The sequence below is a fragment of the Thermus antranikianii DSM 12462 genome, assembly GCF_000423905.1.
In the GTDB taxonomy this organism is placed as follows: Bacteria; Deinococcota; Deinococci; order Deinococcales; family Thermaceae; genus Thermus; species Thermus antranikianii.
Window position 1 is genome coordinate 41,657 of the sequence record NZ_AUIW01000003.1, and the last position, 24,321, is coordinate 65,977.

Annotated in this window: 23 protein-coding genes; 18 read left to right on the forward strand and 5 right to left on the reverse strand. The window is 64.5% G+C overall.

Annotated features, from left to right (window positions below; translation table 11 throughout):
• Positions 1 to 177 precede the first annotated feature (177 nt).
• The 14 genes from clpB to G584_RS0103615 all read left to right on the forward strand — a co-directional run bounded on the left by clpB (position 178) and on the right by G584_RS0103615 (position 11,639).
• On the forward strand, positions 178 to 2,763 hold the full coding sequence (gene clpB, locus G584_RS0103550) for an ATP-dependent chaperone ClpB (protein ID WP_028493377.1): 2,586 nt from the start codon (positions 178 to 180) through the stop codon (positions 2,761 to 2,763).
• 13 nt (positions 2,764 to 2,776) lie between these two features.
• The gene (locus G584_RS0103555) at positions 2,777 to 3,169 is read left to right on the forward strand and encodes a ferritin-like domain-containing protein (protein ID WP_028493378.1); all 393 of its coding nucleotides are present in this window, start codon (positions 2,777 to 2,779) and stop codon (positions 3,167 to 3,169) included.
• Entirely contained in the window at positions 3,166 to 4,350 is a 1,185-nt protein-coding gene (locus tag G584_RS0103560; RefSeq protein WP_028493379.1) for a VLRF1 family aeRF1-type release factor, read from the forward strand. The genes G584_RS0103555 and G584_RS0103560 overlap by 4 nt, the downstream gene beginning before the upstream one ends.
• A gap of 16 nt (positions 4,351 to 4,366) precedes the next feature.
• The gene (locus tag G584_RS0103565; RefSeq protein ID WP_028493380.1) at positions 4,367 to 4,783 is read left to right on the forward strand and encodes an Hsp20/alpha crystallin family protein; all 417 of its coding nucleotides are present in this window, start codon (positions 4,367 to 4,369) and stop codon (positions 4,781 to 4,783) included.
• Positions 4,784 to 4,793: 10 nt separating this feature from the next.
• Positions 4,794 to 5,480, forward strand: coding sequence for a metallophosphoesterase family protein (locus tag G584_RS0103570; RefSeq protein ID WP_028493381.1), 687 nt, complete (start codon positions 4,794 to 4,796; stop codon positions 5,478 to 5,480).
• Between the two features lie 54 nt (positions 5,481 to 5,534).
• Complete coding sequence (locus tag G584_RS0103575; RefSeq protein ID WP_028493382.1) at positions 5,535 to 5,948, forward strand: Hsp20/alpha crystallin family protein; 414 nt, start codon at positions 5,535 to 5,537, stop codon at positions 5,946 to 5,948.
• Between the two features lie 107 nt (positions 5,949 to 6,055).
• On the forward strand, positions 6,056 to 6,502 hold the full coding sequence (locus G584_RS0103580; protein ID WP_028493383.1) for a DUF1931 family protein: 447 nt from the start codon (positions 6,056 to 6,058) through the stop codon (positions 6,500 to 6,502).
• Position 6,503: 1 nt separating this feature from the next.
• Positions 6,504 to 6,923, forward strand: coding sequence for a phosphate-starvation-inducible PsiE family protein (locus G584_RS0103585; protein WP_028493384.1), 420 nt, complete (start codon positions 6,504 to 6,506; stop codon positions 6,921 to 6,923).
• Entirely contained in the window at positions 6,920 to 7,393 is a 474-nt protein-coding gene (locus G584_RS0103590) for a cation:proton antiporter regulatory subunit (RefSeq protein ID WP_028493385.1), read from the forward strand. Before G584_RS0103585 ends, G584_RS0103590 begins: the two co-directional genes overlap by 4 nt.
• Positions 7,393 to 8,526 carry a cation:proton antiporter gene (locus G584_RS0103595; RefSeq protein ID WP_028493386.1) on the forward strand — a complete coding sequence of 378 codons (1,134 nt, stop codon included), beginning with the start codon at positions 7,393 to 7,395 and terminating at the stop codon, positions 8,524 to 8,526. Before G584_RS0103590 ends, G584_RS0103595 begins: the two co-directional genes overlap by 1 nt.
• Before the next feature lie 19 nt (positions 8,527 to 8,545).
• Complete coding sequence (locus G584_RS0103600; protein ID WP_028493387.1) at positions 8,546 to 9,379, forward strand: SDH family Clp fold serine proteinase; 834 nt, start codon at positions 8,546 to 8,548, stop codon at positions 9,377 to 9,379.
• Position 9,380: 1 nt separating this feature from the next.
• Positions 9,381 to 10,013: a rhomboid family intramembrane serine protease gene (locus tag G584_RS0103605; protein ID WP_028493388.1), complete on the forward strand. Its 633-nt coding sequence runs from the start codon at positions 9,381 to 9,383 to the stop codon at positions 10,011 to 10,013.
• Positions 10,014 to 10,023: 10 nt separating this feature from the next.
• A complete protein-coding gene (locus G584_RS0103610; RefSeq protein WP_028493389.1) occupies positions 10,024 to 10,476 on the forward strand; it encodes a CBS domain-containing protein in 453 nt (150 codons plus the stop codon).
• Positions 10,476 to 11,639, forward strand: a complete 1,164-nt coding sequence (locus G584_RS0103615; RefSeq protein WP_028493390.1) for a cation:proton antiporter — start codon at positions 10,476 to 10,478, stop codon at positions 11,637 to 11,639. The genes G584_RS0103610 and G584_RS0103615 overlap by 1 nt, the downstream gene beginning before the upstream one ends.
• Here G584_RS0103615 and G584_RS0103620 read toward each other — a convergent pair.
• On the reverse strand, positions 11,629 to 13,269 hold the full coding sequence (locus tag G584_RS0103620) for a transglycosylase SLT domain-containing protein (protein ID WP_028493391.1): 1,641 nt from the start codon (positions 13,267 to 13,269) through the stop codon (positions 11,629 to 11,631). The genes G584_RS0103615 and G584_RS0103620 overlap by 11 nt on opposite strands.
• A 138-nt stretch (positions 13,270 to 13,407) precedes the next feature.
• On the opposite strand from G584_RS0103620, the gene dnaB reads away from it, so the two are divergent.
• Positions 13,408 to 14,742 carry a replicative DNA helicase gene (gene dnaB / locus G584_RS0103625; RefSeq protein WP_028493392.1) on the forward strand — a complete coding sequence of 445 codons (1,335 nt, stop codon included), beginning with the start codon at positions 13,408 to 13,410 and terminating at the stop codon, positions 14,740 to 14,742.
• Here dnaB and G584_RS0103630 read toward each other — a convergent pair.
• The gene (locus G584_RS0103630; RefSeq protein ID WP_028493393.1) at positions 14,739 to 15,296 is read right to left on the reverse strand and encodes a protoglobin domain-containing protein; all 558 of its coding nucleotides are present in this window, start codon (positions 15,294 to 15,296) and stop codon (positions 14,739 to 14,741) included. The genes dnaB and G584_RS0103630 overlap by 4 nt on opposite strands.
• 132 nt (positions 15,297 to 15,428) lie before the next feature.
• Positions 15,429 to 19,907: a glutamate synthase-related protein gene (locus tag G584_RS0103635; RefSeq protein ID WP_028493394.1), complete on the reverse strand. Its 4,479-nt coding sequence runs from the start codon at positions 19,905 to 19,907 to the stop codon at positions 15,429 to 15,431.
• A gap of 161 nt (positions 19,908 to 20,068) precedes the next feature.
• On the opposite strand from G584_RS0103635, the gene G584_RS0103640 reads away from it, so the two are divergent.
• From G584_RS0103640 to G584_RS0103650, 3 genes are read left to right on the forward strand one after another with little or no spacing between them, the layout of a single operon-like run.
• Complete coding sequence (locus G584_RS0103640; protein ID WP_028493395.1) at positions 20,069 to 20,779, forward strand: (Fe-S)-binding protein; 711 nt, start codon at positions 20,069 to 20,071, stop codon at positions 20,777 to 20,779.
• Positions 20,769 to 22,154 carry a LutB/LldF family L-lactate oxidation iron-sulfur protein gene (locus tag G584_RS0103645; RefSeq protein ID WP_028493396.1) on the forward strand — a complete coding sequence of 462 codons (1,386 nt, stop codon included), beginning with the start codon at positions 20,769 to 20,771 and terminating at the stop codon, positions 22,152 to 22,154. Before G584_RS0103640 ends, G584_RS0103645 begins: the two co-directional genes overlap by 11 nt.
• 4 nt (positions 22,155 to 22,158) lie before the next feature.
• A complete protein-coding gene (locus tag G584_RS0103650) occupies positions 22,159 to 22,728 on the forward strand; it encodes a LutC/YkgG family protein (protein ID WP_028493397.1) in 570 nt (189 codons plus the stop codon).
• Here the strand turns inward: G584_RS0103650 and lepB are convergent.
• Entirely contained in the window at positions 22,713 to 23,519 is an 807-nt protein-coding gene (gene lepB / locus G584_RS0103655) for a signal peptidase I (protein ID WP_028493398.1), read from the reverse strand. The genes G584_RS0103650 and lepB overlap by 16 nt on opposite strands.
• Positions 23,516 to 24,271 (reverse strand): patatin-like phospholipase family protein, encoded by a 756-nt coding sequence (locus G584_RS0103660; protein ID WP_028493399.1) that lies wholly within the window; start codon positions 24,269 to 24,271, stop codon positions 23,516 to 23,518. Before G584_RS0103660 ends, lepB begins: the two co-directional genes overlap by 4 nt.
• Positions 24,272 to 24,321: the final 50 nt, after the last annotated feature.

The window sequence follows — 24,321 nt, forward strand, 5'->3', positions numbered from 1 at the left end:
ACCGGGACATTCCTCCCATCCTCCTTCCCTTATAATCAGGACAAAGAGCGTTGCCACCGCTCTCGTTCAGCGAACCTCTCCTGGGTGCGAGGTTGGGGTTGGTTATTTAGTATGCGCAGCTCACTTGACATGACTTCTATCAAGTGATATGATTTAGGCAGTGGGAGGAAAGGGGGCATGAACCTGGAACGTTGGACCCAAGCCGCCCGCGAGGCCCTGGCCCAGGCCCAGGTCCTGGCCCGGGAGATGAAGCACCAGGCCATCGACCTGCCCCATCTATGGGCGGTGCTCCTGAAAGACCCCACGGGCCTGGCCTGGCGGCTTCTGGAGAGGGCAGGGGGTAACCCCAAGGCCCTCAGGGAAAGCGCCGAGCGGGAATTGGCGCGAATGCCCAAGGTGGAAGGGGCCGAGGTGGGCCACTACCTTTCCCAAAGGCTCGCCCGAGCCCTGGACCGGGCCGAGGCCCTCATGGGGGAGCTTAAGGACCGGTTTGTGGCCTTGGACACCTTGGTCCTGTCCTTGGCGGAGGCCTCGAGGGCCGAGCCCTCCTTCCAGGTAGGTATTCCCGAAGGAGGCCCTCTAAGGAAGGCTCTACAGGAACTGAGGGGGGGTAAAACCGTGCAGACGGAACACGCGGAAAGCACCTACAACGCCCTGGAGCAGTACGGCATCGACCTCACCAAGCTGGCCGCCGAGGGCAAGCTGGACCCGGTGATCGGCCGGGACGAGGAGATAAGGCGCACCATCCAGATCCTCCTCCGGCGCACCAAGAACAACCCCGTCCTCATCGGCGAACCCGGGGTAGGCAAGACCGCCATCGTGGAGGGGCTGGCCCAGCGCATCGTCAAGGGGGATGTGCCGGAAGGCCTCAAGGGCAAGCGCATCATCTCCCTGCAGATGGGCTCCCTCCTGGCCGGGGCCAAGTACCGGGGTGAGTTTGAGGAGCGCCTGAAGGCGGTGATCCAGGAGGTGGTGCAAAGCCAGGGGGAAATCATCCTCTTCATCGACGAGCTCCACACCGTGGTGGGGGCGGGCAAGGCCGAGGGGGCCGTGGACGCCGGCAACATGCTGAAGCCCGCCCTGGCCCGGGGGGAGCTTCGGCTTATTGGCGCCACCACCCTGGACGAGTACCGGGAGATCGAGAAGGACCCCGCCCTGGAAAGGCGCTTCCAGCCCGTCTTCGTGGACGAGCCCAGCGTGGAGGAGACCATCTCCATCCTCCGGGGCATCAAGGAGAAGTACGAGGTGCACCACGGGGTCAGGATCTCCGATCCCGCCTTGGTGGCGGCGGCGGTCCTCTCCCACCGCTACATCACGGAAAGGCGCCTTCCCGACAAGGCTATAGACCTCATCGACGAGGCGGCAGCCCGCCTGCGCATGGCCTTGGAAAGCGCCCCTGAGGAGATCGACACCTTGGAGCGGAAGAAGCTCCAGCTGGAGATCGAACGGGAGGCCCTAAAGAAGGAGAAGGACCCGGACTCCCAGGAAAGGCTCAAGGCCATCGAGGAGGAGATCGCCCACCTCAACCAGGAGATCGAGAAGCTCAAGGCCGAGTGGGAGGCGGAGCGGGAGGTCTTGAAGAAGCTGCGGGAGACCCAGCAACGCCTGGATGAGGTCCGGCGGCAGATCGAGCTGGCGGAGCGCCAGTACGACCTGAACCGGGCCGCCGAGCTCCGCTACGGGGAGCTTCCCCGCCTCGAGACCGAAGTGGAGGCCCTCTCCGAGAAGCTCAAAAACGCCCGCTTCGTGCGCCTGGAGGTGACCGAGGAGGACATCGCCGAGATCGTCTCCCGCTGGACGGGCATCCCGGTTTCCAAGCTCCTGGAAGGGGAAAGGGAGAAGCTCTTAAGGCTTGAGGACGAGCTCCACAAGCGGGTGGTGGGGCAGGAGGAGGCCATCCGGGCCGTGGCCGACGCCATAAGGCGGGCCCGGGCCGGCCTCAAGGACCCGAACCGGCCCATCGGAAGCTTCCTCTTCCTCGGGCCCACGGGGGTGGGGAAGACGGAGCTCGCCAAGACCCTGGCCGCCACCCTCTTTGACACCGAGGAGGCCATGATCCGCATTGACATGACGGAGTACATGGAGAAGCACGCCGTCTCCCGCCTCATCGGGGCCCCACCCGGCTACGTGGGCTACGAGGAAGGTGGGCAGCTCACCGAGGCGGTGAGGCGCCGCCCCTACACGGTTATCCTCTTCGATGAGATCGAGAAGGCCCACCCCGATGTCTTCAACATCCTCCTGCAGATCCTGGACGACGGCCGCCTCACCGACTCCCACGGGCGCACCGTGGACTTCCGCAACACGGTGATCATCCTCACCTCCAACCTGGGAAGCCCCTTGATCCTCGAGGGTATCCAGAAGGGCCTGCCCTACGAGCGCATCCGGGAGGAGGTCTTCGCTGTGCTGCAAAAGCACTTCCGCCCCGAGTTCCTGAACCGCCTGGACGAGATCGTGGTCTTTAGGCCCCTCACCCGGGAGCAGCTGCGGGAGATCGTGGAGATCCAGCTCCAAAGCCTCAGGGCCCGCTTGGCGGAAAAGCGCATCACCCTCACCCTTACCGAGGCCGCCAAGGACTACCTGGCCGAGCGGGGCTACGACCCCGTCTTCGGCGCCAGGCCCCTGAAGCGGGTAATCGCCCGGGAGCTGGAAACCCCCCTGGCGGTGAAGATCCTGGCCGGAGAGATCAAGGAGGGGGATGCCGTGGTGGTGGACGCTGGCCCCATGGGCCTGACCTTCCGCACGCCCCAGCGGGTAGAGGCTTGAGAAAGGAGGCGGTATGAGGGTGGTGGAGGTCCTGCAAAAGGCCTACCGGGATGAGCTCTTGGATGCCCTGCGGGCGGAGCGGGCGGCGGAAAGGGTACCCTACCCCCACCTCCGGGCCCTCCTGCAGGAGGTGGCCCATAGGGAACGGACCCATGCCGAGGCCATCGCCGAAGCCCTCCGCCGCCTGGGCGCCTCCCTCCCCCCTACGCCCAAGGTGGAGGAAGAGGAAAGCTGGGAGGCGCTCCTCCGCCTTCTTTCCGAGGAAGGCTTTGACCGGGCCTACTACCTGGAAAGCACCTTTCCCGAGCCGGACCTCGAGGCCCTCTTCACCCGGCTGGGCCAGGAGGAAAGGCTCAATCAAGAAGCCGTGCGCAAAGCCGTGGCCCTTTTAGGAGGTGGCCTATGATCGGGAAGGAAGAAATCCGGCGCATCAAGGAAACCCTGGCCATCGCAGAGGGGCCGATTCTCTCCCTTTACCTGGACATCAACCCCGCCAAGCCGGAAAACGCCAACCGGGCCTATGCCCTAAGGGCCAAGGACGCCATGAAGGCCCTGGGGGTGCCCCAGGACCTGCAGGAGAGGGTCCTGGAAGTATTGAAAAACCAGGTTCTAGAGGCCAAGACCGCCGTTTTCTTCGCCAAGGACAAACTCTTTGAAACCCTCCTGCTCCAGGTGGAGCTACCCTTGGTCTCCAGCCTCAAGACCACCTTCTTGGGGGAAAAGGAAAGCCGTTTCCTCACGGACGGGGCCTTAGCCCACTACGGCGACCCCTTCCTCCTCCCCCTCATCTACGCCCTGGACGAGTACGAGCGCTACGGGGTGGTCTACCTGGACCAGGAGCGCTGGCGGGTGTTCGAAATCTTCCTGGGCGAGATCCAGGAAGTGAGGGATGCCTTCCTCGCTCTGGACACCGAGGCCTGGCGCCGGCTTTCCCTGGACGCCCCAGGACGCCGCTTCAACCTGGGAGGCATCTCCCGGGGCGGGGCGGGGCAGGACCTCTTCGCCAAGCGCCTGGCTGCATGGGAAGAGCGTTTTTACAAGACCCTGAGCCACGAACTGGAGAAACTGACTGAGGAACACAGGTTCACCCGCCTCATCCTTATGGGCCCCGAGGAGCACACCAAGCTTTTCCTGGGCTACCTGCCCAAGCGCCTTAAGGAAAAGCTGGTGGCCCTGCTTCCCTCCTTGCCCCACCCCGGGGCCAGCCCCGGCGAGGTGCTCAAACGGCTGGAGCCCGCCTTGGAGGAGATGGAGCGCAAGGGGGAGGTGGAGCTTCTCAAAAAGCTGGAAGAAGCCTACCCCAAAGCGATCTTCGGCCCCGAGGCGCTGGAAAGGGTGCAGGAGGGTCGGGTGGAACTCTGGATCCTTCCCTGGCACCTGGACCAGACCGCCTACGCCTGCGACGGGATCTTCTTCCCCGATGAGGCCAGGGCCTTGGCCCAATGCCAAAACCCTGAACCTAAGCCCCTGGCCGTGGTCCTGCCCGAGCTGGCAGCGGGGTATGCCACCAAGCTGGAGTTCGTGCGGGGTGAAGCGGAGAAAGAACTTCTGGAGCGCGGAGGCATGGCCGCGCTCCTGAGGTGGTGAGAGGAGGTGAGAAGGAATGTTGCGGTTTGATCCTTTCAGGGAGCTGGAGGAGTTGCAGGAGCGCCTGGCACGGGCCTTCGGCACTACCCCTCAGCAGGGGCCCAGGGTGTACGCCCCTCCGGTGGATGTGATGGAGGATGAGGCTGGCCTTCATGTTCTGGTCTACCTTCCCGGGGTGGATCCGGAGAAGGTAGAGGTGATAGCCGAGGAGGGCGTCTTGTCGGTGAAGGCGGAGCGGCCCTTTGAGAAGCGGGAAAACGCCACCTACCACCGCTTGGAGGGCCCCTACGGCTCCTTTGCCCGGAGCTTCAACGTTCCCAGCACCTTTGACCTCTCCCGGGTCCAGGCCCGGTTCCGCCACGGGGTGCTCCACCTCTTGGTGCCCAAGGCCGAGGAAAGCAGGCCCAAGAGAATCCAGGTGCAGGTGGAGTAGGAGGTGAGGTATGCGGCGGACTATACGCTACATCCTGGCCACTTCCAACCCCATGGGCGACCTCGAGGCCCTGGAAAAGCTGGTGAGGCTGGCCCCTGACACGGGAGCAGATACCCTCGCCATCGTGGGCAACCTCATGCCCAAAACAGCGAAGAGCCGCGACTACGCCGCCTTCTTCCGCATCCTTTCCGACGCTCATCTCCCCACCGCCTACATCCCCGGGCCCCAGGATGCCCCCATCTGGGAATACCTCCGGGAGGCCGCCAACATCGAGCTGGTGCGGCCTGAGATGCGCAACGTCCACGAAACCTTCACCTTCTGGAAGGGCCCCTATCTGGTGGCAGGCATAGGCGGGGAGATCGTTGACGACGGGGAGCCCGAGGAAGGAGAGGTCCTACGCTACCCCTCCTGGGTGGCGGAGTACCACCTCAAAGCCCTTTGGGACCTAAAGGACTACCCCAAGATCTTCCTCTTCTACACCAACCCCTACCACAAGGGCCTGGGGGAGGGAGGGTCCCATGAGGTGGCCCATCTGGTCAAGACCCATAACCCCCTCCTGGTGATCACCGCCGGCAGGGGCCAGAAGCACGAGATGCTGGGGGCAAGCTGGGTGGTGGTGCCGGGCGACCTCTCCGAGGGTGAGTACAGCCTCTTGGACCTGAGGGCGAGGAAGCTGGAAACCGGGAACGTGCGCTAAAGCTCCAGGGCCCCGCCCTCAGGCGGGGCCCTATGCCCTTAAAAGGAGGTCAAGATGCTGGAGAAGCTTTGGCCCTTCGGCCGGAACCGGGTGCGCAAGGCCCTTGAGGAAGCGCTAGAGCGGGTCTTTAAGGAGGAAGGGGAAACCCTAGAACCCCTTTCGGAACTCTCCGAGCACGAGGACCACTACCTCTTGCGGGTAGAGGTTCCGGGCCTGGGCCCCGAGAACCTGGAGGTGCGCCTCGAGGGGGACCAGCTGGTGGTGGAAGGGGAGAAAAAGGAGGAAAAGCGCACCAAGCACCTCTCGGAGATCCTCTATGGGCGCATCTACCGTTCCTACCTCCTCCCCAAGGACGCCAAGAAGGAAGGTATTGAAGCCAAGCTCCACAAGGGCGTGCTGGAGGTGAGGATCCCCCGGGAGAAGCGCCCGCCCGAGCCCCCTGTGAGGATCCCCGTGCAGGAAGGGTAAAAACCCCACCAACCCTTGGCCTTCCGCCTTGGGTTGGTGGGTTTCTTATCAGGAGCGTTGACAATGCTATTGTCAAGTCTTACCCTGGTGTGGGGAGGTGAGCGGGTATGCTGATGAAAATAGCCGAGTTTGAGAAACTCTTCCGCCTGGCTGCAGGCGTGAACATGGACAAAAACGACCTTAAACGCCTTTCCGATTTCCTCAGGAACAAGATCTATGACCTCTTGGTGGTGGCGGAGCGCCAGGCCAAGTACAACGGACGGGACATCATCCTTGAACCCGACCTGCCCCTCACCAAGGGGCTTCAAGAAACCCTAAAGGAGTTCCGGGCCATGGAAACCACCCTGGAGCTCAGGCCCGTGCTGGACGCCTTAGCCTCCTTGCCTCCTTTGGACCTGGAGATCTCCGAGGAGGTGCGCAACCTGCTTCCCGAGATCGCCGGGGCCCTGGTGGTGGCCTATGCCCGGGTTCTCAAAGAGCTAGACCCCGGGCTTAAAAACCCTCAGGCCGAGCACCATGAGCGGGCTGAGCGGGTCTTTAACCTCCTTCTCTGAGATGAGCCAGAACCTGCTCCTCTCCCTGTACCGCCGGGCTACCCGCCTGGTCTTCAACCTGGTGGTGGTGGCCCTTCTCATCGGTCTTTTCGTGGGGGTGGGGCGCACCTTCATGGAGCTGGGCCTCACCCTGAGCGAGCCCACGGTGCGCCTGGGCCTTAAGGACCTCGTCACCAACGTCCTGAGCCTGGTCATCGTCCTGGAGTTGGTGCGGGTCTTCGTGGAGTACTTTGAATTCGAAAGGGTGCGCCTCGAGGTCCTCCTGGAGATCGGCGTGGCCCTGGCCCTGCGGGAACTTCTTCTCCTCCTTTTCGCCGAAAAGCTCTCTGGGGTGGACCTCTTCTTCTGGACCCTAGGCATCTTGGCCCTGGTGGCCGGGCGTACCCTGGCCGTCCAGTTTTCCCCCAGGAGGCGACCATGAGGGTGGAGGAAGCGGTTCTTCCCGGCGTAGGGCGGAAGTACACCATCACGGTGCAAAGCGGCGACCGGATCGTCATCGTGGTCCACCACTCGGGGAAGCGGGAAGTCCAGTACTTTGAGGCGGGAGAGGAAGACGAGCCCACCATGGCCCTGGACCTCACCGACGAGGAGGCCCGGGAGCTTGGGGCCATCCTGGCTGGGGTGCTCTTCCACCCCGAGGCGGTGGGGGACACCCAAAGCAAGCTTGGACAGAAGGTCATCGAGTGGATCAAGGTCCTGCCCGGCTCCAAGCTGGTAGGCAAGCGGGTGGGGGAGCTTGCCCTGCCTCCTGGGGCCCACCTCCTGGCCGTGGACCGCCCGGGGGCTCCCCTGATCCCTCATCCCAGCCCCGACACCCTCCTGGAGATAGGGGACACCCTGGTGGTGGCGGGAAGCCGTGAGGCCGTGGAAACCCTGAAGAGGACCCTCTGATGCACCCTTCCGTGGAGGCTTTTACCCTGGCCGCAGGGCTTCTGGCCCTGGGAGCCCTTATTGTCCACAAGGCGGGGCTTCCTCCCCTGCCCGTGTACCTTCTCACGGGGCTATGGATGGGCGAAAGGCTCCCCGTGGAGGAGCTGGAACCCTTACCTTCCTTGGGGCTTCTTCTCCTCCTTTTCTCCGTGGGGCTGGAGTTCGGCCCCGACCGGCTTAAGGGGCTATCGAGCAAGGCCATCCGGGCAGGCCTGTACGACACCCTGGCCCTGCCCCTGGGTTTTATCCTGGGACTCCTGGCTGGGTTGGACCTCCGGGGGGCTGCCCTTCTGGCCGGAGCCATCTACATCAGCTCCAGCGCGGTGATCGTCAAACTCATCATCGACCTGCGCCGGGCAGCCAACCCCGAAAGCGAGGTGGTCCTGGGGGTCTTGGTCCTCGAGGACCTGGTGGTGGCCATCCTCCTGGCCCTCCTGGGCGGGCACGGCCCCGTGGGCTTCCTTGGAGGGATGGCCTTGGCCCTGGCCTACCTGCTCTTTGCCCGCTTTATCGGTCCCAAGCTGGTTTCCCGGGTGGGAGGGTTATCCCACGAGCTCATCCTCCTCCTCGGAGCCACCTTCACCACTGGAACCGCCCTGCTCTTCCACGCCATCGGGGCCTCGGAAGGCGTGGGTGCGTTTCTCGCCGGGGTCATCGCTGCCGCTTTGGGCCTTCGGGAAAGGCTAGAGCACCTCTTCGGCCCCGTGCGGGATCTGGGCGTGGCCCTCTTCTTCCTGGTGGTGGGGGCAAAGGCCCTCAGCCTCTTCCAGGGCTTGACGCCTGCGGTTTTAGTCCTGGCCTTTACCGGGCTTCTTCTGAAGCTACCCTTAAACCATGCGGGGGGCGCCCGGGTGGGGCTTTCCCGCAAACGCCGGCTCTATAGCGCCTTGTACCTGGTACCCCGGGGGGAGTTTAACCTGGTCCTGGGAAGTCTGGCCCTGGAACAGGGATATCCCCTGGTGGCCCAGGTGGCGGTGCTCTTGGTGCTTCTTTCCATCCCCTTGGGAGCCCTCCTCATCCGGTTTGCCCCTGAACTTGGCAGCCTCCTCCTGCGAGAAGCTCCAAGGCCCCGCCGCCCTGCCCGCTCCTCCTAAGAGACTATATACTCTTCCCATGGAAATCTTCTTCCAGCTCTTTTGGCTCTTCTTCATCCTTTCCGTCCTCACCCCCTACCTGCAACAGCAGATGCTCATGGGGGCCAGGGCCAGGAAGATCGCCGAGCTAGAGCGGAAGCGGAAAAGCCGGGTCATCACCCTCATCCACCGCCAGGAGGCTGTAAGCTTTCTGGGAATACCCATAAGCCGTTTCATCACCATCGACGACTCAGAGCAGGTCCTAAGGGCCATCCGCCTGACGGACAAGAATGTGCCCATAGACCTCATCCTCCACACCCCAGGAGGCCTGGTCCTGGCGGCAGAGCAGATCGCCGAGGCCCTACTGCGCCACCCCGCCAAGGTCACGGTTTTCGTGCCCCATTACGCCATGTCCGGGGGTACCCTCATCGCCTTGGCCGCCGACGAGATCGTCATGGATGAAAACGCCGTCTTGGGCCCCGTGGACCCCCAGCTTGGCCAGTATCCGGCAGCCAGCATTCTCAAGGTGCTGGAAAAGAAGCCCATCCAGGAGATCGACGACCAGACCTTGATCCTGGCGGATGTGGCGGAAAAGGCCCTGAGGCAAGTGAAGGCCACGGTGAAAAATCTGCTTCTCAAACGCATGCCCGAGGAAAAGGCAGAGGAGGTGGCCACCCTCCTCTCCCAAGGCACTTGGACCCACGACTACCCCATCGACGTGGCCCAGGCCCGAGAGATGGGTCTTCCCGTGAGCACGGAGATGCCCCTCGAGGTCTACGAGCTCATGGACCTCTACCCTCAGGCCCAGGGGGGTAAGCCCAGCGTGCAGTACGTGCCCGTCCCCTATCGTCACCAGCAGCCCGGGAGGCCTTAGGGTGTTTCCCCTCTACGACATCAACCACGCCCGCCGGCCCGCTTTCGTGGTCAAGGGCCTGGTGTTCTTTAACGCCCTGGCCTTTCTCTGGCAACTTTCCGTGGGCCTGGAGTGGTCGGCCCAAGCCTACGGTTTTGTTCCCGCCCTCTTTTTCCAGGATCCTGCCGGGGAGGGGTATCGCCTTCTCACCAGCATGTTCCTCCACGGGAGCTTTTTTCATATTCTTTCCAATATGTGGTTCCTCTGGGTCTTCGGGGACAACGTGGAGGACCGTATGGGCCACGGGCGCTTCCTCCTCTTCTACCTCCTGGGGGGGATGGCCGCCGCCTTGGCCCAGGGGCTTTTCTCCCTCACCTCCACCATCCCCATGATCGGGGCCAGCGGGGCGGTCTCGGCGGTGCTGGGGGCGTATTACGCCCTCTTCCCCAGGGCCTATGTGGTCTCGGTAATCCTCTTCATCTTTCCCCTCTTCGTAACCCTCCCTGCGGGCTTCTACATCGGATACTGGGCCTTCCTCCAGCTCCTGCAGGGGCTTTTGGGCCTACCCGGGGTGGCCTGGTGGGCCCACCTGGGGGGGTTCCTTTTCGGCACCCTCACGGCCCGGCGCTTTGCCCCCAGGTGGCGGCGCTGGTAAACTTTAGCCCATGAAGGTAGCCGAACTCATGACCCCAAACCCCGACACCATCGGACCAGAGGCCACCCTCGAGGAAGCCGCCCGGCGTATCCTGGAAAAGCGCTACGGTAGCCTGCCCGTGGTGGACCGAGAGGGATACTTGCTGGGGCTACTCCAGGTGGAGGAGCTCCTCCCCCACCCCGAAAACATCCCCTTCTCCGATGTGGAGGCCCTGCAGCTTTTCGGGGAGTGGGTAAATGGGGAGTTTTTGGAGGATATCTACCGGCGCTACCAGAAAACGCCAGTAAAAGCGGTTATGCGCACGGATATCCCCCGCCTGCATCCCGAGGATCCGGTGGGAAAGGCTTTGGAAACCCTCCTCACCAGCGAGGTACGCCACCTGCCGGTGGTGGATCAAAGCAATAGGGTGGTGGGCATCCTCACCCGGAGCGACTTCCTCAAGCTCATCCTAAGGAGGCGGTGATGCACGGAGCTGGGCACATCCTCGAGGTCTTCTACCTCATCCTGGCCGCCCAGGTCATGGCCTTCCTCTTCAAGCGCCTGAACCAACCCGTGGTTATCGGGGAGGTGCTGGCCGGCATCCTGGTGGGCCCTGCCCTCCTAGGTTGGGTGCACGAGGGAGAGATCCTGGAGTTCATCGCCGAGCTCGGGGCCATCTTCCTCCTCTTCATGGTGGGCTTGGAAACCCGGCTCAGGGATATCCTGGCCGTGGGCAAGGAAGCCTTCTTGGTGGCGGTTTTGGGGGTGGCCTTCCCCTTTCTTGGAGGCTACCTTTTTGGCCTGCAAATTGGCTTCGCCACCCTGCCCTCCCTGTTCCTGGGCACCGCCCTGGTGGCCACCAGCGTGGGGATCACCGCCAGGGTGTTGCAGGAACTCGGGGTGCTTTCCCGCCCCTACGCCCGCATTATCCTGGGAGCTGCGGTCATCGACGACGTGCTGGGTCTCATCGTCCTGGCGGTGGTGAACGGGGTAGCCAAAACAGGGCAGGTGGAAACAGGGGCTATCCTGCAGCTCATCCTCCTTTCCGTGGCCTTCGTGGGCCTGGCGGTGGCCCTTTCGCCCCTTTTCGCCCGCTTGCCCTTAGAAAAACTCCCTGTGGGTAGCCCTGTGGGCTTCGCCCTGGCCCTGGGCATCGGGATGGCTGCCCTGGCGGCCTCCATCGGCCTTGCCCCTATCGTGGGTGCATTCCTCGGAGGGATGCTCCTTTCAGAGGTGCGGGAGAAGTACCGGCTGGAAGAACCCGTGTTCGCCATAGAAAGCTTCCTGGCTCCCCTCTTCTTCGCCATGGTGGGGGTGCGGCTGGAACTCGCCGCCCTCATCTCCCCTGCCACCTTGGTGGCGGGGACCGTGGTCACGGTGATCGCCATCCTGGGCAAGGTCCTGGGGGGGTTCCTGGGCTCCTTGACCCAAGGGGTACGTTCTGCCCTCACCGTGGGAGTGGGCATGGCCCCTCGAGGGGAGGTGGGGTTGATCGTGGCTGCCTTGGGACTTGCGGCGGGAGCCGTCAACGAGGAGGAGTACGCCATCGTCCTCTTCATGGTGGTCTTCACCACCCTCTTCGCCCCCTTCGCCCTCAAGCCCCTTATCGCCTGGACGGAAAAGGGGCTTCGCCAGGCTAAGGAATAGCCCGGTAGGCCGCGTAGGCGGAAAGCACCTGGGCTAGGTACTCCCGGGGCTCATCCCGCTCCTGGAAGCGAAGGAAGGCGTAAAGACCGCCTTCCCGGGCGATGCCCCTCAGGGTGTAGCCAACGCCTCCGTTATAGGCGGTTACGGCGCAGGCCACCTGTTCCAGGCCCCTATAGGCGGCGCACCTATCCATAAGCCAGCGCAGGTAGCGGGCGGCGTAGCGGATGCTGGCCTCGGGGTCAAAGGGATCGGCAGGAGGCTCTCCCAGCATCCGGGCCACATCCTCCCAGGTGCTCCTAAGAAACTGGCCCAGGCCCAAGGCTCCCGTGGGGCTTACCGCCAGAGGGTCAAAGCGGCTTTCCACGTGGAGGAGGGCATAAAGCAGATTGGGGTCTAAGCCTTCCTTCCCGGCATAGGCCTCCACCCATTCCCGGTAGGGGCGGGGGTAGGCCAAGAGGGTGGGCCAGGCTGCCCGGATCCCCTCCCGGTAAGCCCCAAGGCGGTACAGCAAGGGCACCAAGGCAGGCCAGTCCCCAGGCCTTTGCCAAAGGGCGTAGCGCACCACCCCCCGGGCCCAGGCCTCCTTGCCGAAAGCCACCAGGGCCTCCACCAAGGAAGCCTCTGGAGGCGGCGAGGAAGAAGGTGCCGGGGGTGGAGGCAGGGGCTCCTTCCCCAGGAGAAGGCCTAGCCCCCCTTGCACCAGGTCCAAGGCTTCCCTCCGGGATTCGGCTAAGCCCAGCTCCCCCGCCAGGATGTAGGCCCGAAGGGCAGCGTCGTCCGCATATGGGCTCGTGCCCCGGGCCAGGTCCAGATAAAGGGCCAGGGCCTCCTTCTTCAACCCCTGCCGTTCCAGAAGACCCGTGGCCCGCCAAATCCCCTGGGGGATGCTCTGCCGGTAGGCCTCCACCGCCTCGAGGACCCTTCCCATCTCCTCCAGGATCCGCCCCTGGGCGTAGCGGCTTTCCGGATGGGGGTAGCGGGCCAAGGCCTCCAGGGCCTCCTCGAGGTGTTCCCCTGACGGGGAAGCAGCCCTTCGCCCAAGCCGCCAAAGGGCGTAACCCAGGCCCAGGTACCCCCTGGGGTCCCGCCTGGCCCACTCCCGGTAAAAGGGCAAAGCCTCCCCATAGCGCCCTAGCCGGAAAAACGCCTGGGCGCGGAGATCGGGACGCACCCCCAGGGGAAGAACCCGCAAAAGAGCCTCGTAGGCCCGCCCCTGGAAGAGGGCTTCCCAAAGCCTCTCCCCTTCCCCCAGGGAAAGGAGGGCGGCCACCGCTTCCTCCTCGGGCAAAAGCTTTTGCCAAGCGGAAAAGGCCCGGGGGTCCTGGGCTTTCTGAAGGAGGAAAGCGGCCTTGCGCCAGGCGGCTTTCGCTTCCCAGCCCGGCTCAAAGGCCCGCACCTCCTCCAAGAAGAGGGCGTAGCGCCAGGCGTACTCCGCCCGCTCCGCCAAGGGCACCTCCTCCCGGTCCACAAGCAGCCAGCCCGAAAGCATCCGGGCATACCCTTCCCCTCCCAAGGCCACCTGGCGCACCTCCTCTGTCACGCCCCTTTCCAGGCTGGCAAAGGGCTCAGGTAAAGCCTGGCTCCGGCAAGAGGTAAGGGCAATCCAGGAAAGGACGAGAAGCCACCGCACATCCCCACCCTAAGGGAAAAAGGTGAGAAACCCGAAGGTGACCCCACGGCCGAGGCCTTGAGAAGGCATGGCTTCCCTCGGCAATAGCCCCCTGGCAAAACCCGGGGGAGTGGGCGTAGCCTGGTAAGGCCTATGGGTATGGAAGGCCGTATTCCCCCCCACAACCTCGAAGCGGAACAGAGCGTCCTGGGGGCCATTCTCCTGGATTCGGACGTGCTGGACGAGCTGGAAAGCCTCCTCCCCTCTCCTGAAGCCTTTTACGCGGAAGCCCACCGCAAGATCTACGCCGCCATGCAGGCCCTTAGGTCCCAGGGGAAGCCCGTGGACCTGGTGACCCTGGCGGAGGAGCTATCCCGCCGGGGGGAGCTGGAAGCCCTGGGAGGGGTCAGCTACCTGGTCCAGCTTTCCGAAGCTACCCCCACCGCCGCCTACGCGGAGCACTACGCCCGCATCGTGGCAGAGAAATGGACCCTAAGAAAGCTCATTCAGGCGGCAGGCGAGGCCATGCGCCTGGCCTACGAGGAGGCGGGAAGCCTGGACGAGATCCTGGACACCGCGGGCAAGAAGATCCTCGAGGTGGCCCTCACCCAGACGGAGACCGAGGCCCGCTCCATACGGGAGCTGGTCCACGAGACCTTTGAGCACATCGAGGCCCTCTTCCAGAACAAGGGGGAGGTTTCCGGAGTACGCACCGGCTTCAAGGAACTGGACCAGCTCATCGGTACCCTGGCCCCGGGCTCCTTAAACATCATCGCTGCCCGTCCTGCCATGGGGAAGACCGCCTTTGCCCTCACCATTGCCCAGCACGCCGCCTTAAAGGAGGGCATTGGGGTGGGCATCTACTCCCTGGAAATGCCCGCCTCCCAGCTCACCCTACGCCTCATGTGCTCGGAAGCCCGCATCGACATGAACCGGGTGCGCCTGGGCCAACTCACGGACCGCGACTTCTCCCGCCTGGTGGACGTGGCGGGAAGGCTTTCCGAGGCCCCCATCTACATCGACGATACCCCAGACCTCACCCTGATGGAGCTCAGGGCCCGGGCCAGGCGGCTTAGAAGCCAGCACAACGTAGGCCTTCTCATCATCGATTACCTCCAGCTCATGTCCGGCCCTGGGGCCGGCAGGCAGGGGGAAAACCGGCAACAGGAGATCGCCGCCATCTCCCGCGGGCTTAAGGCCTTGGCCCGGGAGCTCAACGTGCCCGTGATCGCCTTAAGCCAGCTTTCCCGGGCGGTGGAAGCCAGGCCCAACAAGCGCCCCATGCTTTCGGACTTAAGGGAATCGGGCAGCATCGAGCAGGACGCCGACCTCGTGATGTTCATCTACCGGGACGAGTACTATAACCCCCATTCCGAGAAGGCGGGGATCGCCGAGATCATCGTGGGCAAACAGCGGAACGGCCCAACAGGCACGGTGGAACTCCAGTTCCACGCCGCCCACGTGCGCTTCAACGACCTGGCCCGGGAGCCCTAGGAGTGGCCCGCCTGCAGAAGGGCAGCCGCCCCTTGGGCCAAGGCCTCCTTCAGGTCCCGGTGGCCCAGGGAGAGGCCCAAGGCAAGGGCCTCGAGGTAGCTTTCCTCAATAAGGGCAATCTCTATAGCAATGATCTTCTCAAAAGCCTCCACCGCACTGTAAACCTCTGGGCCACGGAGGGCGGTGCGCAGGTGCTCGAGGGAGAGTTCTTGCACGATGCCCATGGCAGGGATCATGGCCCGGGGGCCGATGCCCAGCCTGGCGTGCACCAATCCAATGCGCCTGCGCCCTTCCGCATAGGCCCGGTCGTAGGTGCCTCCGAAAAGCTCGGCATACCAGCGGGCAAAGGTGCCATAAAGCCGCTCCACCCTTCCGGGCACGGCATAGAGGATCTCCGCCAACTCCTTATCCCGCCCCAGGTAGTCGTAAAAAGCCAGGGCTACCTCGGGAGCCAAAGGGACCATGGTGGTTCCAAGCTCCCTTAGCAAATCCGCATGGGCCTCGGTAAATCCGGTGCGGCGCTTAAGGAGGTCCAAAAGGTCCCCGGGGTCCACGGGACAAATGTACCTCCCCGGGCCGCCCTTCGTCTAGGGCAAAGGCTTCTACCCCCTGGACCTCGAGGCCATGGGAAAGGCCAGGGGTCCTTCAACAAACCGCCCTGCGAGCCCCGAGCCCACCTCTCAGCCCTACTCCGTGCTCACCCCCTGCTCCACCTGCTGGCTCACGGGCTCCACCATGCGGAAGTGCTGGGCGGGATCCTCCAAAAGCTTCTCCAGGCGGGCCGCCTTCTCCTCCCGCTTGGCCTCCTTGAGGACCCGGATGTAGGCGGAAAGGAGCTCCCGCACATCCTCTATCCCCCTCAAGTCCAAGGGCTTCACCGCCACCTTCGCCCCCTTGGCTAGGCGACGCTTTATGGCCTCTTCCGTAAGGCCCATCTCCGGCCAGTGGCGGAGGTAGACCCGCCCCCCAGTCATGCCCGAGCAGATCCAAGGCCCGGGATCCCCCAAGACCAAGGCCCGCCCCCGGGTCATGTACTCAAAGGCGAACCCCTTGGCCTGGGCCCGGGCAGCCAGATTGCCAAGCTCATCCCTCAGGGGCCTTTCCGGCTCCCCACCCAGGATGACATCCGCCCCGGAAAGCCGGATGCAGAAGCGACTATCCGCCACCCCCTCCACGATGAGGAGGCCCCCAATGGCCCCGTAGGCAAAGCTCTTGCCCACGGAGCCATCCACATAGGCCCCGTAGGGATTGCGGCCCTTGAGGATGGCCACCGTGCCCCCAAAGGCGCTCTTGGCCACCCCGTCCTGGGCACCTCCTTCCACCACCACCTTCATGCCCTCGAGGTTAAAGGCCGCCAGGCCATTCCCAGCCACGCTTCCCGCGTCAAACCGGAGCTCCACCTCGGCGTCAAAGCCCTTGCCATAAAGGCGCCTTCTCGCGATCTCCCCCGCCAGGTGGGCCCCCAGGGCGCGGTCGGTGGAGTTCACCGGCCCCTCCTGGAAGACCAGCTTGCGGCTTCCTTCCCCATAAGCCCCCATCACCACCTCGGTGATGGTGCGGGTGAGCTGGTTCAAGGGTTTCCTGAGCACATGGGCCGAGGTGTCCTTAAGCCACTCGGGCTCCTCCACGGGCAGGAAGAAGTAGGAAAGATCGAGCTCCTCCAGGTGGTCCCGCTGGTAGAGGAGGTCCACCCGTCCCCTGAGTTCCCTAAGGGAGCGGGCCCCCAAGGCAGCTACCAGCTCGCGCAGGGCCTCCCCCTTGGCCTCAAAGAAACGGGTGAGCTGCTCCACCGCCCGGTCCAGGTCCTGGGGCACGAAGCGCTTTAGCCCATGGGCCAAAGCCTCCTCCACCGTCTCGATCTGGGTGGTGATGCCCACATGGCAGGTATCCAGCTGGCATCCCCGGCAGATGGTGCAGCCGATGGCCACCATGGCCATGGTGGCCATGCCCACCCGGTCCGCTCCCAAAAGGACCATGCGGAGCACATCGTAGGCGGTCTTAAGGCCGCCATCCGCCCAGATCTCCACCCGGTCGCGAAGCCCGGCCCGCACCAAAGCCCGGTGGGCCCGCCGCACGCCGATCTCCACGGGAAGCCCCGCATACTTGAGGGCATGGAGCCTGGCCGCCCCCGTCCCCCCCTCAAACCCCGAGAGGGTGATGACATCCGCCCCCGCCTTGGCGATCCCCACGGCGATGGTGCCGATCCCGGGAATCACCGGCACCTTTACGGAAACCAGGGCCTTGGGGTTCACCGTCTTCAGCTCTTCGATGAGCTGGGCCAGGTCCTCGATGGAGTAGAGGTCGTGGTTGTTGGAGGGGCTGATGAGATCCACCCCGGGCACGGCGTTGCGGGCGGCGGCCACCTTGGGGGAAACCTTCTTCCCCGGCAGGTGCCCCCCCTCCCCCGGCTTGGCCCCCTGGCCGATCTTGATCTCGATGACGCTGGCGGAGTTCAGCATGTAGGCGTGGACGCCAAACCGGCCCGAGGCCACCTGCTGGCCGCGCCAGTGGGTGTACTTGCCCAGCATGTCGGGGATCTCCCCACCCTCCCCGTTGATGCAGAGCATGTTGAGGCGCTTGGCCGCCTCCGCATAGGCGCGGAAGGAGGCCTCCCCTTGGGAACCGAAGCTCATGGCGCTGATCACGAAGGGCAGGGAATGGCCTCCCACGGAGAGGTCCACCTCCTCGGGAGAGACCTCGCTCCTCTCGGGGAAGCGCACCTCTAGAAGCTGCCTGGCCGCCACCGGGCTTTCCCGTTCCAGGGAGCGGACCTTTTCCTGGAAGTGGCTATAAGGGGCCTGGCCGCTTGCCACCTCCTGGGCCGCCTTGTAGATCCTGGGATTGAAGCGGAAGTCCTTGGCGGGCATGACCTTCTCTGCCCGGAAGAAGCCCTCCCGCTCCAAAAGGGTGCGCTCCAGCTCCAAAAAGCCGTACCCCCCGGTCTCCGAACCCAGGAAGTTCCGGGTGCCGAAGTACTCGGCAAGCTCCGGCTTAAGCCCGATGGCGCTGAAGATCTTCCCGTAGCCCCGAAGCTCGTGGATACCCATGGTGGAGATGACCTTCTCCAGGCCCTTGCGCAGGGCCTCGAGGACGTTGGCCACCCCCTTCCTCCCCTCCAGGGCCCGGGCCTTCTCCTCAAGAAGCCAGGGGGCCACCGCCTCCGCCCCTAGGCCCAGGAGGAAGGCCACGTCGTGAAGGTTCCTCACCCCTCCGGAGTGCACCAGGATGGAGGTGCGCCGCCTCAGGGCGATCCCCTCGGCATCCCGCTTCATGAGGGCCCGGTTCACCGCCGCCACCGCCAGGCCGATATCGATCCAGATCCCACCCTGGAAGGCCTCCCGGTCGGAGAGGATGAGGACCTCGGCCCCTTCCTCCACCGCCTTAACCGCCTCCTCCTCTAGACGCTTAAGCCCAAGAAGAAGCCCCTCCTCCACACTGAACTGGGGCACAAGGGTGGCGGTCTTGAAGCGGGATTTCACCTCAGCCAGGGTCAGGGTGCCGAAGCCTTCCGCCAGGCCCTGGTCCTCCTCCAAGACGATGGGCAAAAGAAGCTCCTCCACCCTTCCCCCACCCCGTCCATCGGGAAGGGGGCGCCGGCCCAGGAGGGTGCGGGTGGAGAAGTGTTCGATCTCCCGCTCCCGGTCGATGGCCGGGTTGGTCACCACCGCCACGGTCTCCTTGAAGAACTCGGAAAGGTTGGGCTTCTCCGGGTTCAAGGCGGCCAGGGGGCCGTCGTAGCCCAAGGAGCCGATGGGTTCGTTGCCGGTCTTGACCAGGGCCTCGAGGTAAGCTCCATCCCAGCGGTCCCAGCCGAAGGCCCTCTCCAAGCCCAACGGGGGCGGGGCCGGCTTCTCCTCCACCTGGGGCTCGCTCCCCCCGGCCACGGGGGGCGGAGCCTGGCGGATGGGCCCCGAAAGGTGGACCCGGTACCCCGCCACCGGGGTGCGGGCGGCGATCCGCTCCAGCACGAGGCGCTGGTGGCGGTCAAAGGGAAGGACCCGGGGGCCCTCCGGGGTCAGGCGCAGGTAAACCTTTTCCCCGGGAGCCAGGGGCTTGGGTTCGCCCACAAACTCCTCGGCGTTGAAAACCCCCCTTTCAGAGGAGAAGACGATCTCGTAAGGCGTTTCGAACTGCCAGAGGGGCCTCAAGCCCATGGCGTCGGTGGCGAAGACCGCCTCGTCCCGGTGGCGGCTCACGATGGCGGCAGGCCCCTGGGCCAGGGGGCCAAAGCGCTGGCGCAGGGCTAGGTAGAGGTCCTGAAGCTCGGGGGCCAAGCCCTTCACCTCCCCGAGGACAGGGGGGAAGACCAGGTCCATGGCCTCGGGCAGGGAAAGCCCGTAGCGGTAGATGAGCCCCTCCAGCATGCGGTTCAGGTCCTGGGAGTCCGAGCCCCCGGTGCGGGGGATGCCCAGGTAATCCATCTCCCGCCTGAGGCGCTCGATGGTGTTGATCTCCCCGTTGTGGCCCAAAAGGCCAAAGGGCTGGACCTGCTCGAAGGTGGAGAGGGTGTTGGTGGAGTAGCGGTTGTGCCCAAGGGCAATGGTGCTCTTGAACTCGGGACGGGAAAGCTCGGGGTAGTAACGCTTCAAAAGCTCCGCCGCCCCCCGCACCTTGTAGACCACGCTGTAGGTGGAAAGGGAAACCACATGGACGGGGAAGCTGGCCTCGAGCCTCAGGCCCAGCTCCCACAAGGGACCGTCCCCATCGGGGCTGAGCCCCGCCACCTGAAGGAAGATCGGCTCCGTGCGCCGGCCCACGGGGCCCAGGACCTCGCTCACCACCTCCCCCCGGCGGAAGAGGACCGGGCGCACCCCAAGAGGCTGGCCCTCCCGCCTCAGTAACTCGTAGAACTCCTCGAGGCGCCCCGCCTCGCTTTTGGGCAGGAAAAAGTGCCCCACGAAGAAGCGGGGGTTAAAGGCCAACTCCGGCTCGAGCCCCGCCTCCTCCAGGAAGCGGGCCCATAGCTCCCGGGGGATATCGGTCTGGATGCCTGTCCCATCCCCTTCCCCCCGGATGGCCCCTGCCCGGTGGGCCATGCGGTAAAGGCTCTCCAAGGTCCTCCGCACGATCCGGTGGGAGGGCTTGCCGCTTTTCTCCGCCATGGCGATGATGCCGCAGGCATCCTGGCCTAGGGGGATATCCGGGTAGGCTTCCTTCCAGGTCATCTTGGGGCTCCTTCTTTACGCTTGGGATTTGGTGTAGGCAAAGGTATGCACGTCGTTCTTGGGATTATACACCCCCCTGGGGGTAGGGTCAAGGCGTTTGTTCCAACCCCCGCGAGCGGTCAAGCCCCCTTGGTCTGGCCAAGCCGTTAGTATAGGGGCAAATGCGGGTAGCCCTCTTCATCACTTGTCTGGCCGATCAGTTCTACGCGGAAGCGGGGGTGGCCACGGTACGCCTCCTAAGGGCCTTAGGGGTGGAGGTGGACTTCCCCAAGGAGCAGACCTGCTGCGGCCAGCCTGCCTTCAACGCCGGCCACTGGAAGGAAGCCCGGTCCCTGGCCCAGCGGACCCTAGGCATCTTCCAGGATGCCGAGTACGTGGTCCTGCCCTCGGGAAGCTGCGCCAGCATGGTGAAAAACCACTACCTCGAGCTTCTTCCCGGGGACGGGGAGGCCCTTGGGCTTTCGGAGAAGACCTACGAGCTATCCCAGTTCCTGGTGCGGGTGCTGGGCGTGACCGAGCTGGGGAAAGGGCTTAAGGGGAAAAAGATAGCCTACCACCACGGCTGCCACGCCTTGAGGGAGCTTGGGGTCAAGGAGGAACCCCTTCTGCTCCTGAAAAACAGCGGGGCGGAGATCCTCCCCTGGGAGGCGGCGGAGGAGTGCTGCGGCTTTGGGGGGCTCTTTTCGGTGAAGCTTCCCGAAGTCTCCCTGGCTATGGCCGACCGCAAGATCTCCACCCTGCCCAAGGCGGATGCCCTCACCTCCACGGATGCCGGCTGCCTCCTCCACTTAACCGGACGCATGGGCAAACAGGGAAGGAACATGCGGGTGGTTCCCCTGGCCACCCTTCTATGGGAGGCGTATGCAGGTTAAGGCCAAGCTCTATCCCAAAGAAGCCGCCAGGCTCCTAAGGGAACACCCCGGGGTGCGGGAGGCGGTCACCGGAGCCACCCTGCACTTCGAGGAAGGCCGCAAGAGGGCTTACCAGGAGATCGACGCCGAGGCCTGGCGGGAAAGGGCCAAGAGGGTCAAGGACCACCTCCTCACCCACCTGGACCATTACCTGGAGCTGGCGGAAAAGAGGCTACAGGAAAAAGGCGTCCGGGTGCACTGGGCGGAGGATCCCGAGGAAGCCCACCGCATCCTGAGGGAGATTGTGGCCCGCCACGGGGTGAAGCGGGTGGTGAAGGCCAAGAGCATGCTCACGGAGGAGCTTGGGGTGAACCCCCTTCTCGAGTCCCTGGGGGTGGAGGTGTACGAAACCGACCTCGGGGAATACCTGATCCAGCTCCTGGGGGAACCTCCAAGCCACATCGTAGGCCCGGCCATCCACCTGGCCCTTCCCGACATCCAAAGGCTTTTCCACCAGCGCTTCGGTACCCCCCTGGACGCCTCCCCCGAGGCCCTGGCCGCCGTGGCCAGGAAGGTCTTGCGGGAAGCCTTCCTCACCGCCGACCTGGGCATCAGCGGGGCCAACTTCCTGGTGGCGGAAACCGGCACCCTGGCCCTCATGGAGAACGAAGGGAACATCCGCCTTTCCACAAGCCTCCCCAGGGTGCACGTGGCCTTCGTGGGGATCGAAAAGCTTCTCCCCCGCTTCGCCGACCTGGCCCTCTTCCTCCCCCTCACCGCCCGGGCCGCCACGGGGCAGCGGCTTTCCACCTACGTTTCCCTCATCCAGGGCCCGGCGAAGGAGGGAGAGGAGGGGCCTAAGGAGGTCCACGTGGTCCTGGTGGACCACGGCCGCACCAGCCTTCTCCACGACCCCGAGGCCTGGGAGGTCTTGCGGTGCCTCCGTTGCGGGGCCTGCCTGAACGCCTGTCCCGTCTACCGCCAGACCGGGGGGCACCCCTACGGCTACGTCTACTCGGGGCCCATCGGGGCGGTTCTGGACCCCGGGCTCCTGGGCCTCGAGGACACCTACCCCCTTCCCTACGCCTCCACCCTCTGCGGAGCCTGCTACGAAGCCTGCCCGGTGAAGATCCCCATCCCCAAGCTTCTCCTCACCTGGCGGCAGAGAGCGGTGGAGCGGGGCCTTGCCCCCACCTGGGAAAAAGGTGCCATGCAGGCCTTTTCCAAGGTGATGCAAAGCCCAAGCCTCTACCGGCTTTTCTCCAAGGCCCTAAGGGGCCTCCCCCTGCCCCAGGACCTCCTTCCCCTTCTTAAGGCCTGGACCGAGGGACGGGGTCCCTTACGGCCCAGCCCCAAGCCCTTCCACGAGCTTTGGCAGGAACTTAACAAGGAGTAAGGCCATGGACGCCAAATCCCGCATCCTAAGCCGCATACGGCATGCCCTTAAGGAAAGGCCCAAGGCCCTTCTCCCCGAACATCCCCACCCGGCCCTTTCCCAAGATCCCCTGGAGTTTTTCCTGAAACGCCTGGCAGAGAACGGGGCCGAAGGCCACCTCGTGGATAAGGAAGGGGCCAGGAAGCTTCTTGCCGACCTGGCCCAGGGACTTCCGGGGGCTGCGTACGGCAAGGGGGTTCCCGACGCCCTCCGCCTCCTGCCGGAGCTTCCTCCCGAAGAGGCCCCCTTAGGGGTTTCCCGGGCCCTCTTCGCCGTGGCGGAAACGGGTACCGTGGCCCTCTCCTCGGAGGATGGCAGGAAGGCCCAGCTCTTGCCCCCCGTTCACCTGGTCCTGGTGGAGGAAGAAAAGGTTTATCCTAGCCTCCTCGAGGCCTTTTTGGACCTGAAATCCCTTCCCAGCGCCATAGGCCTTCACTCCGGCCCCTCCAAAAGCGCCGACATCGGCCAGGTGATGGTCAGAGGGGTGCACGGCCCCGGCCGGTTGGTGGTGGCCGTGCTTCAGGGCACCTGGTAGGCGGGGGGTGGGGAAAGCCTCCTCAGGTTCAGGCGAATCCCCCCTTCCTCCCGCACGAAGATGGGCCACCACACGAAGCTGGCCCTGCCGGCGATGGCCTCCAAGGGTACCGGGCCAAAGGTGCGGGAGTCTTCAGAGCCCCCCAGGGTACGGTTATCCCCCATGACGAAGTAGTACCCCTTCTTGAGGCGAATCCTCCCCACTTCGCAGGCCTCGGTGAGGCGGCTTCGGGCCAGGACCTCCTGCGAAGGGGGCAGAAGCATCTCCCTAAGGGGTTTCAAATAGGCGGGAAGAAGCTCCACGGGGAAATCCCCTTGCTGGGTGAGGATTCGGGTCATGCGCCCGTCCTTGTAGCACACCCCGGGGAAAGAGTCGGGCCAGGGAGCGATGCGGTCGGTGATGTGTTTCTCGTCCAGGGGCTTGCCGTTGACGTACACCACCCCCCGCTCCACATAGACCTCGTCCCCGGGCACCGCCACGATGCGCTTGATGAAGAAGGCCCTGAAGCTAAAGCCCAGGACGGGAAAGCGGGCGGTGGCGTTAGGGGTGCCCTCCGGAGGTTTCAGGATAGCGATCTCCCCCCTTCGCCACTCCATTAGGCCAAAGCGCACCAACCAGGTTTCCCACTTGGGCACCAAAACCCGCTCCCCGTTTTGCAGGGTGGGAAACATGCTCTGCCCCACCACCCCCACGGTGGTGAAGACAAAGGTGGTGACCAAAAACGCCACCAGAAGGGCTTCTCCCACCTGACGGAACCACTCCTTGAAAAGATAGTCCCAAAACGCCTTCATACCCCTCCCACTCTACCCCCTATCGCTTGCCTCGCCGCCTTGCGCCCTGCTTCCACAATCTCCTCTAGCCGACGAAAATCCTCTATGCCCACTCCGGCCAGATGGGGCCGCACGTAGACCTCGGGAGCATACAGGGTAAGGCGGACCGAGGTGAGGTGGAGCTGCATGAGATCCACCGCCCGCCGGGCCAAGGCCAAAAGGCCCTTGGGGGCTCCCATCACCTCCCGCCCAGGCGTTACATCCACGGCCCAGACCTCCGTGGCTCCTAAAAAACGAGCAGCGTCCACCGGCAGGTTGTCCAAAACCCCCCCATCAAAGAGGAGCTGCCCCTCCCGCTCCACCGGGGCAAGAAGCCCAGGATAAGCGGCGGAGGCCAGGACGGCGCTTGGCAGGTCCCCCTGGGTGAGAAAGAGAAGCCTCCCCGAAACCACGTCCACGGCGGTGACCGCCAGGGGTTTCTTCAGTCCGTCAAAGCTCTTGGGCAGGTGTTCCGCTAGGAAGTCCAGAAGCTTTCGCCGGGAAAAGATCCCCTCCCGGGGGGAGAAGCCCAAAAGGCCAAGCCAGGGGGTCCGGCGGGCTAGGGCCAGCATCTCCTCCGGGGTTTTGCCCGCGGCGAAAAGCGCTCCCACGATGGCCCCCATGCTGGTCCCCGCCACCACCTGGAAGTCCAAACCTGCTTCCAGGAAGACCTCGAGGGCCCCGATATGGGCAAGCCCCCTAGCCCCTCCACCGGAAAGCGCCAAACCGCGCACGCCAAAATCCTAACGGCTTCTTTAGTGAAAGAGGTGAAGGCTTGGATATA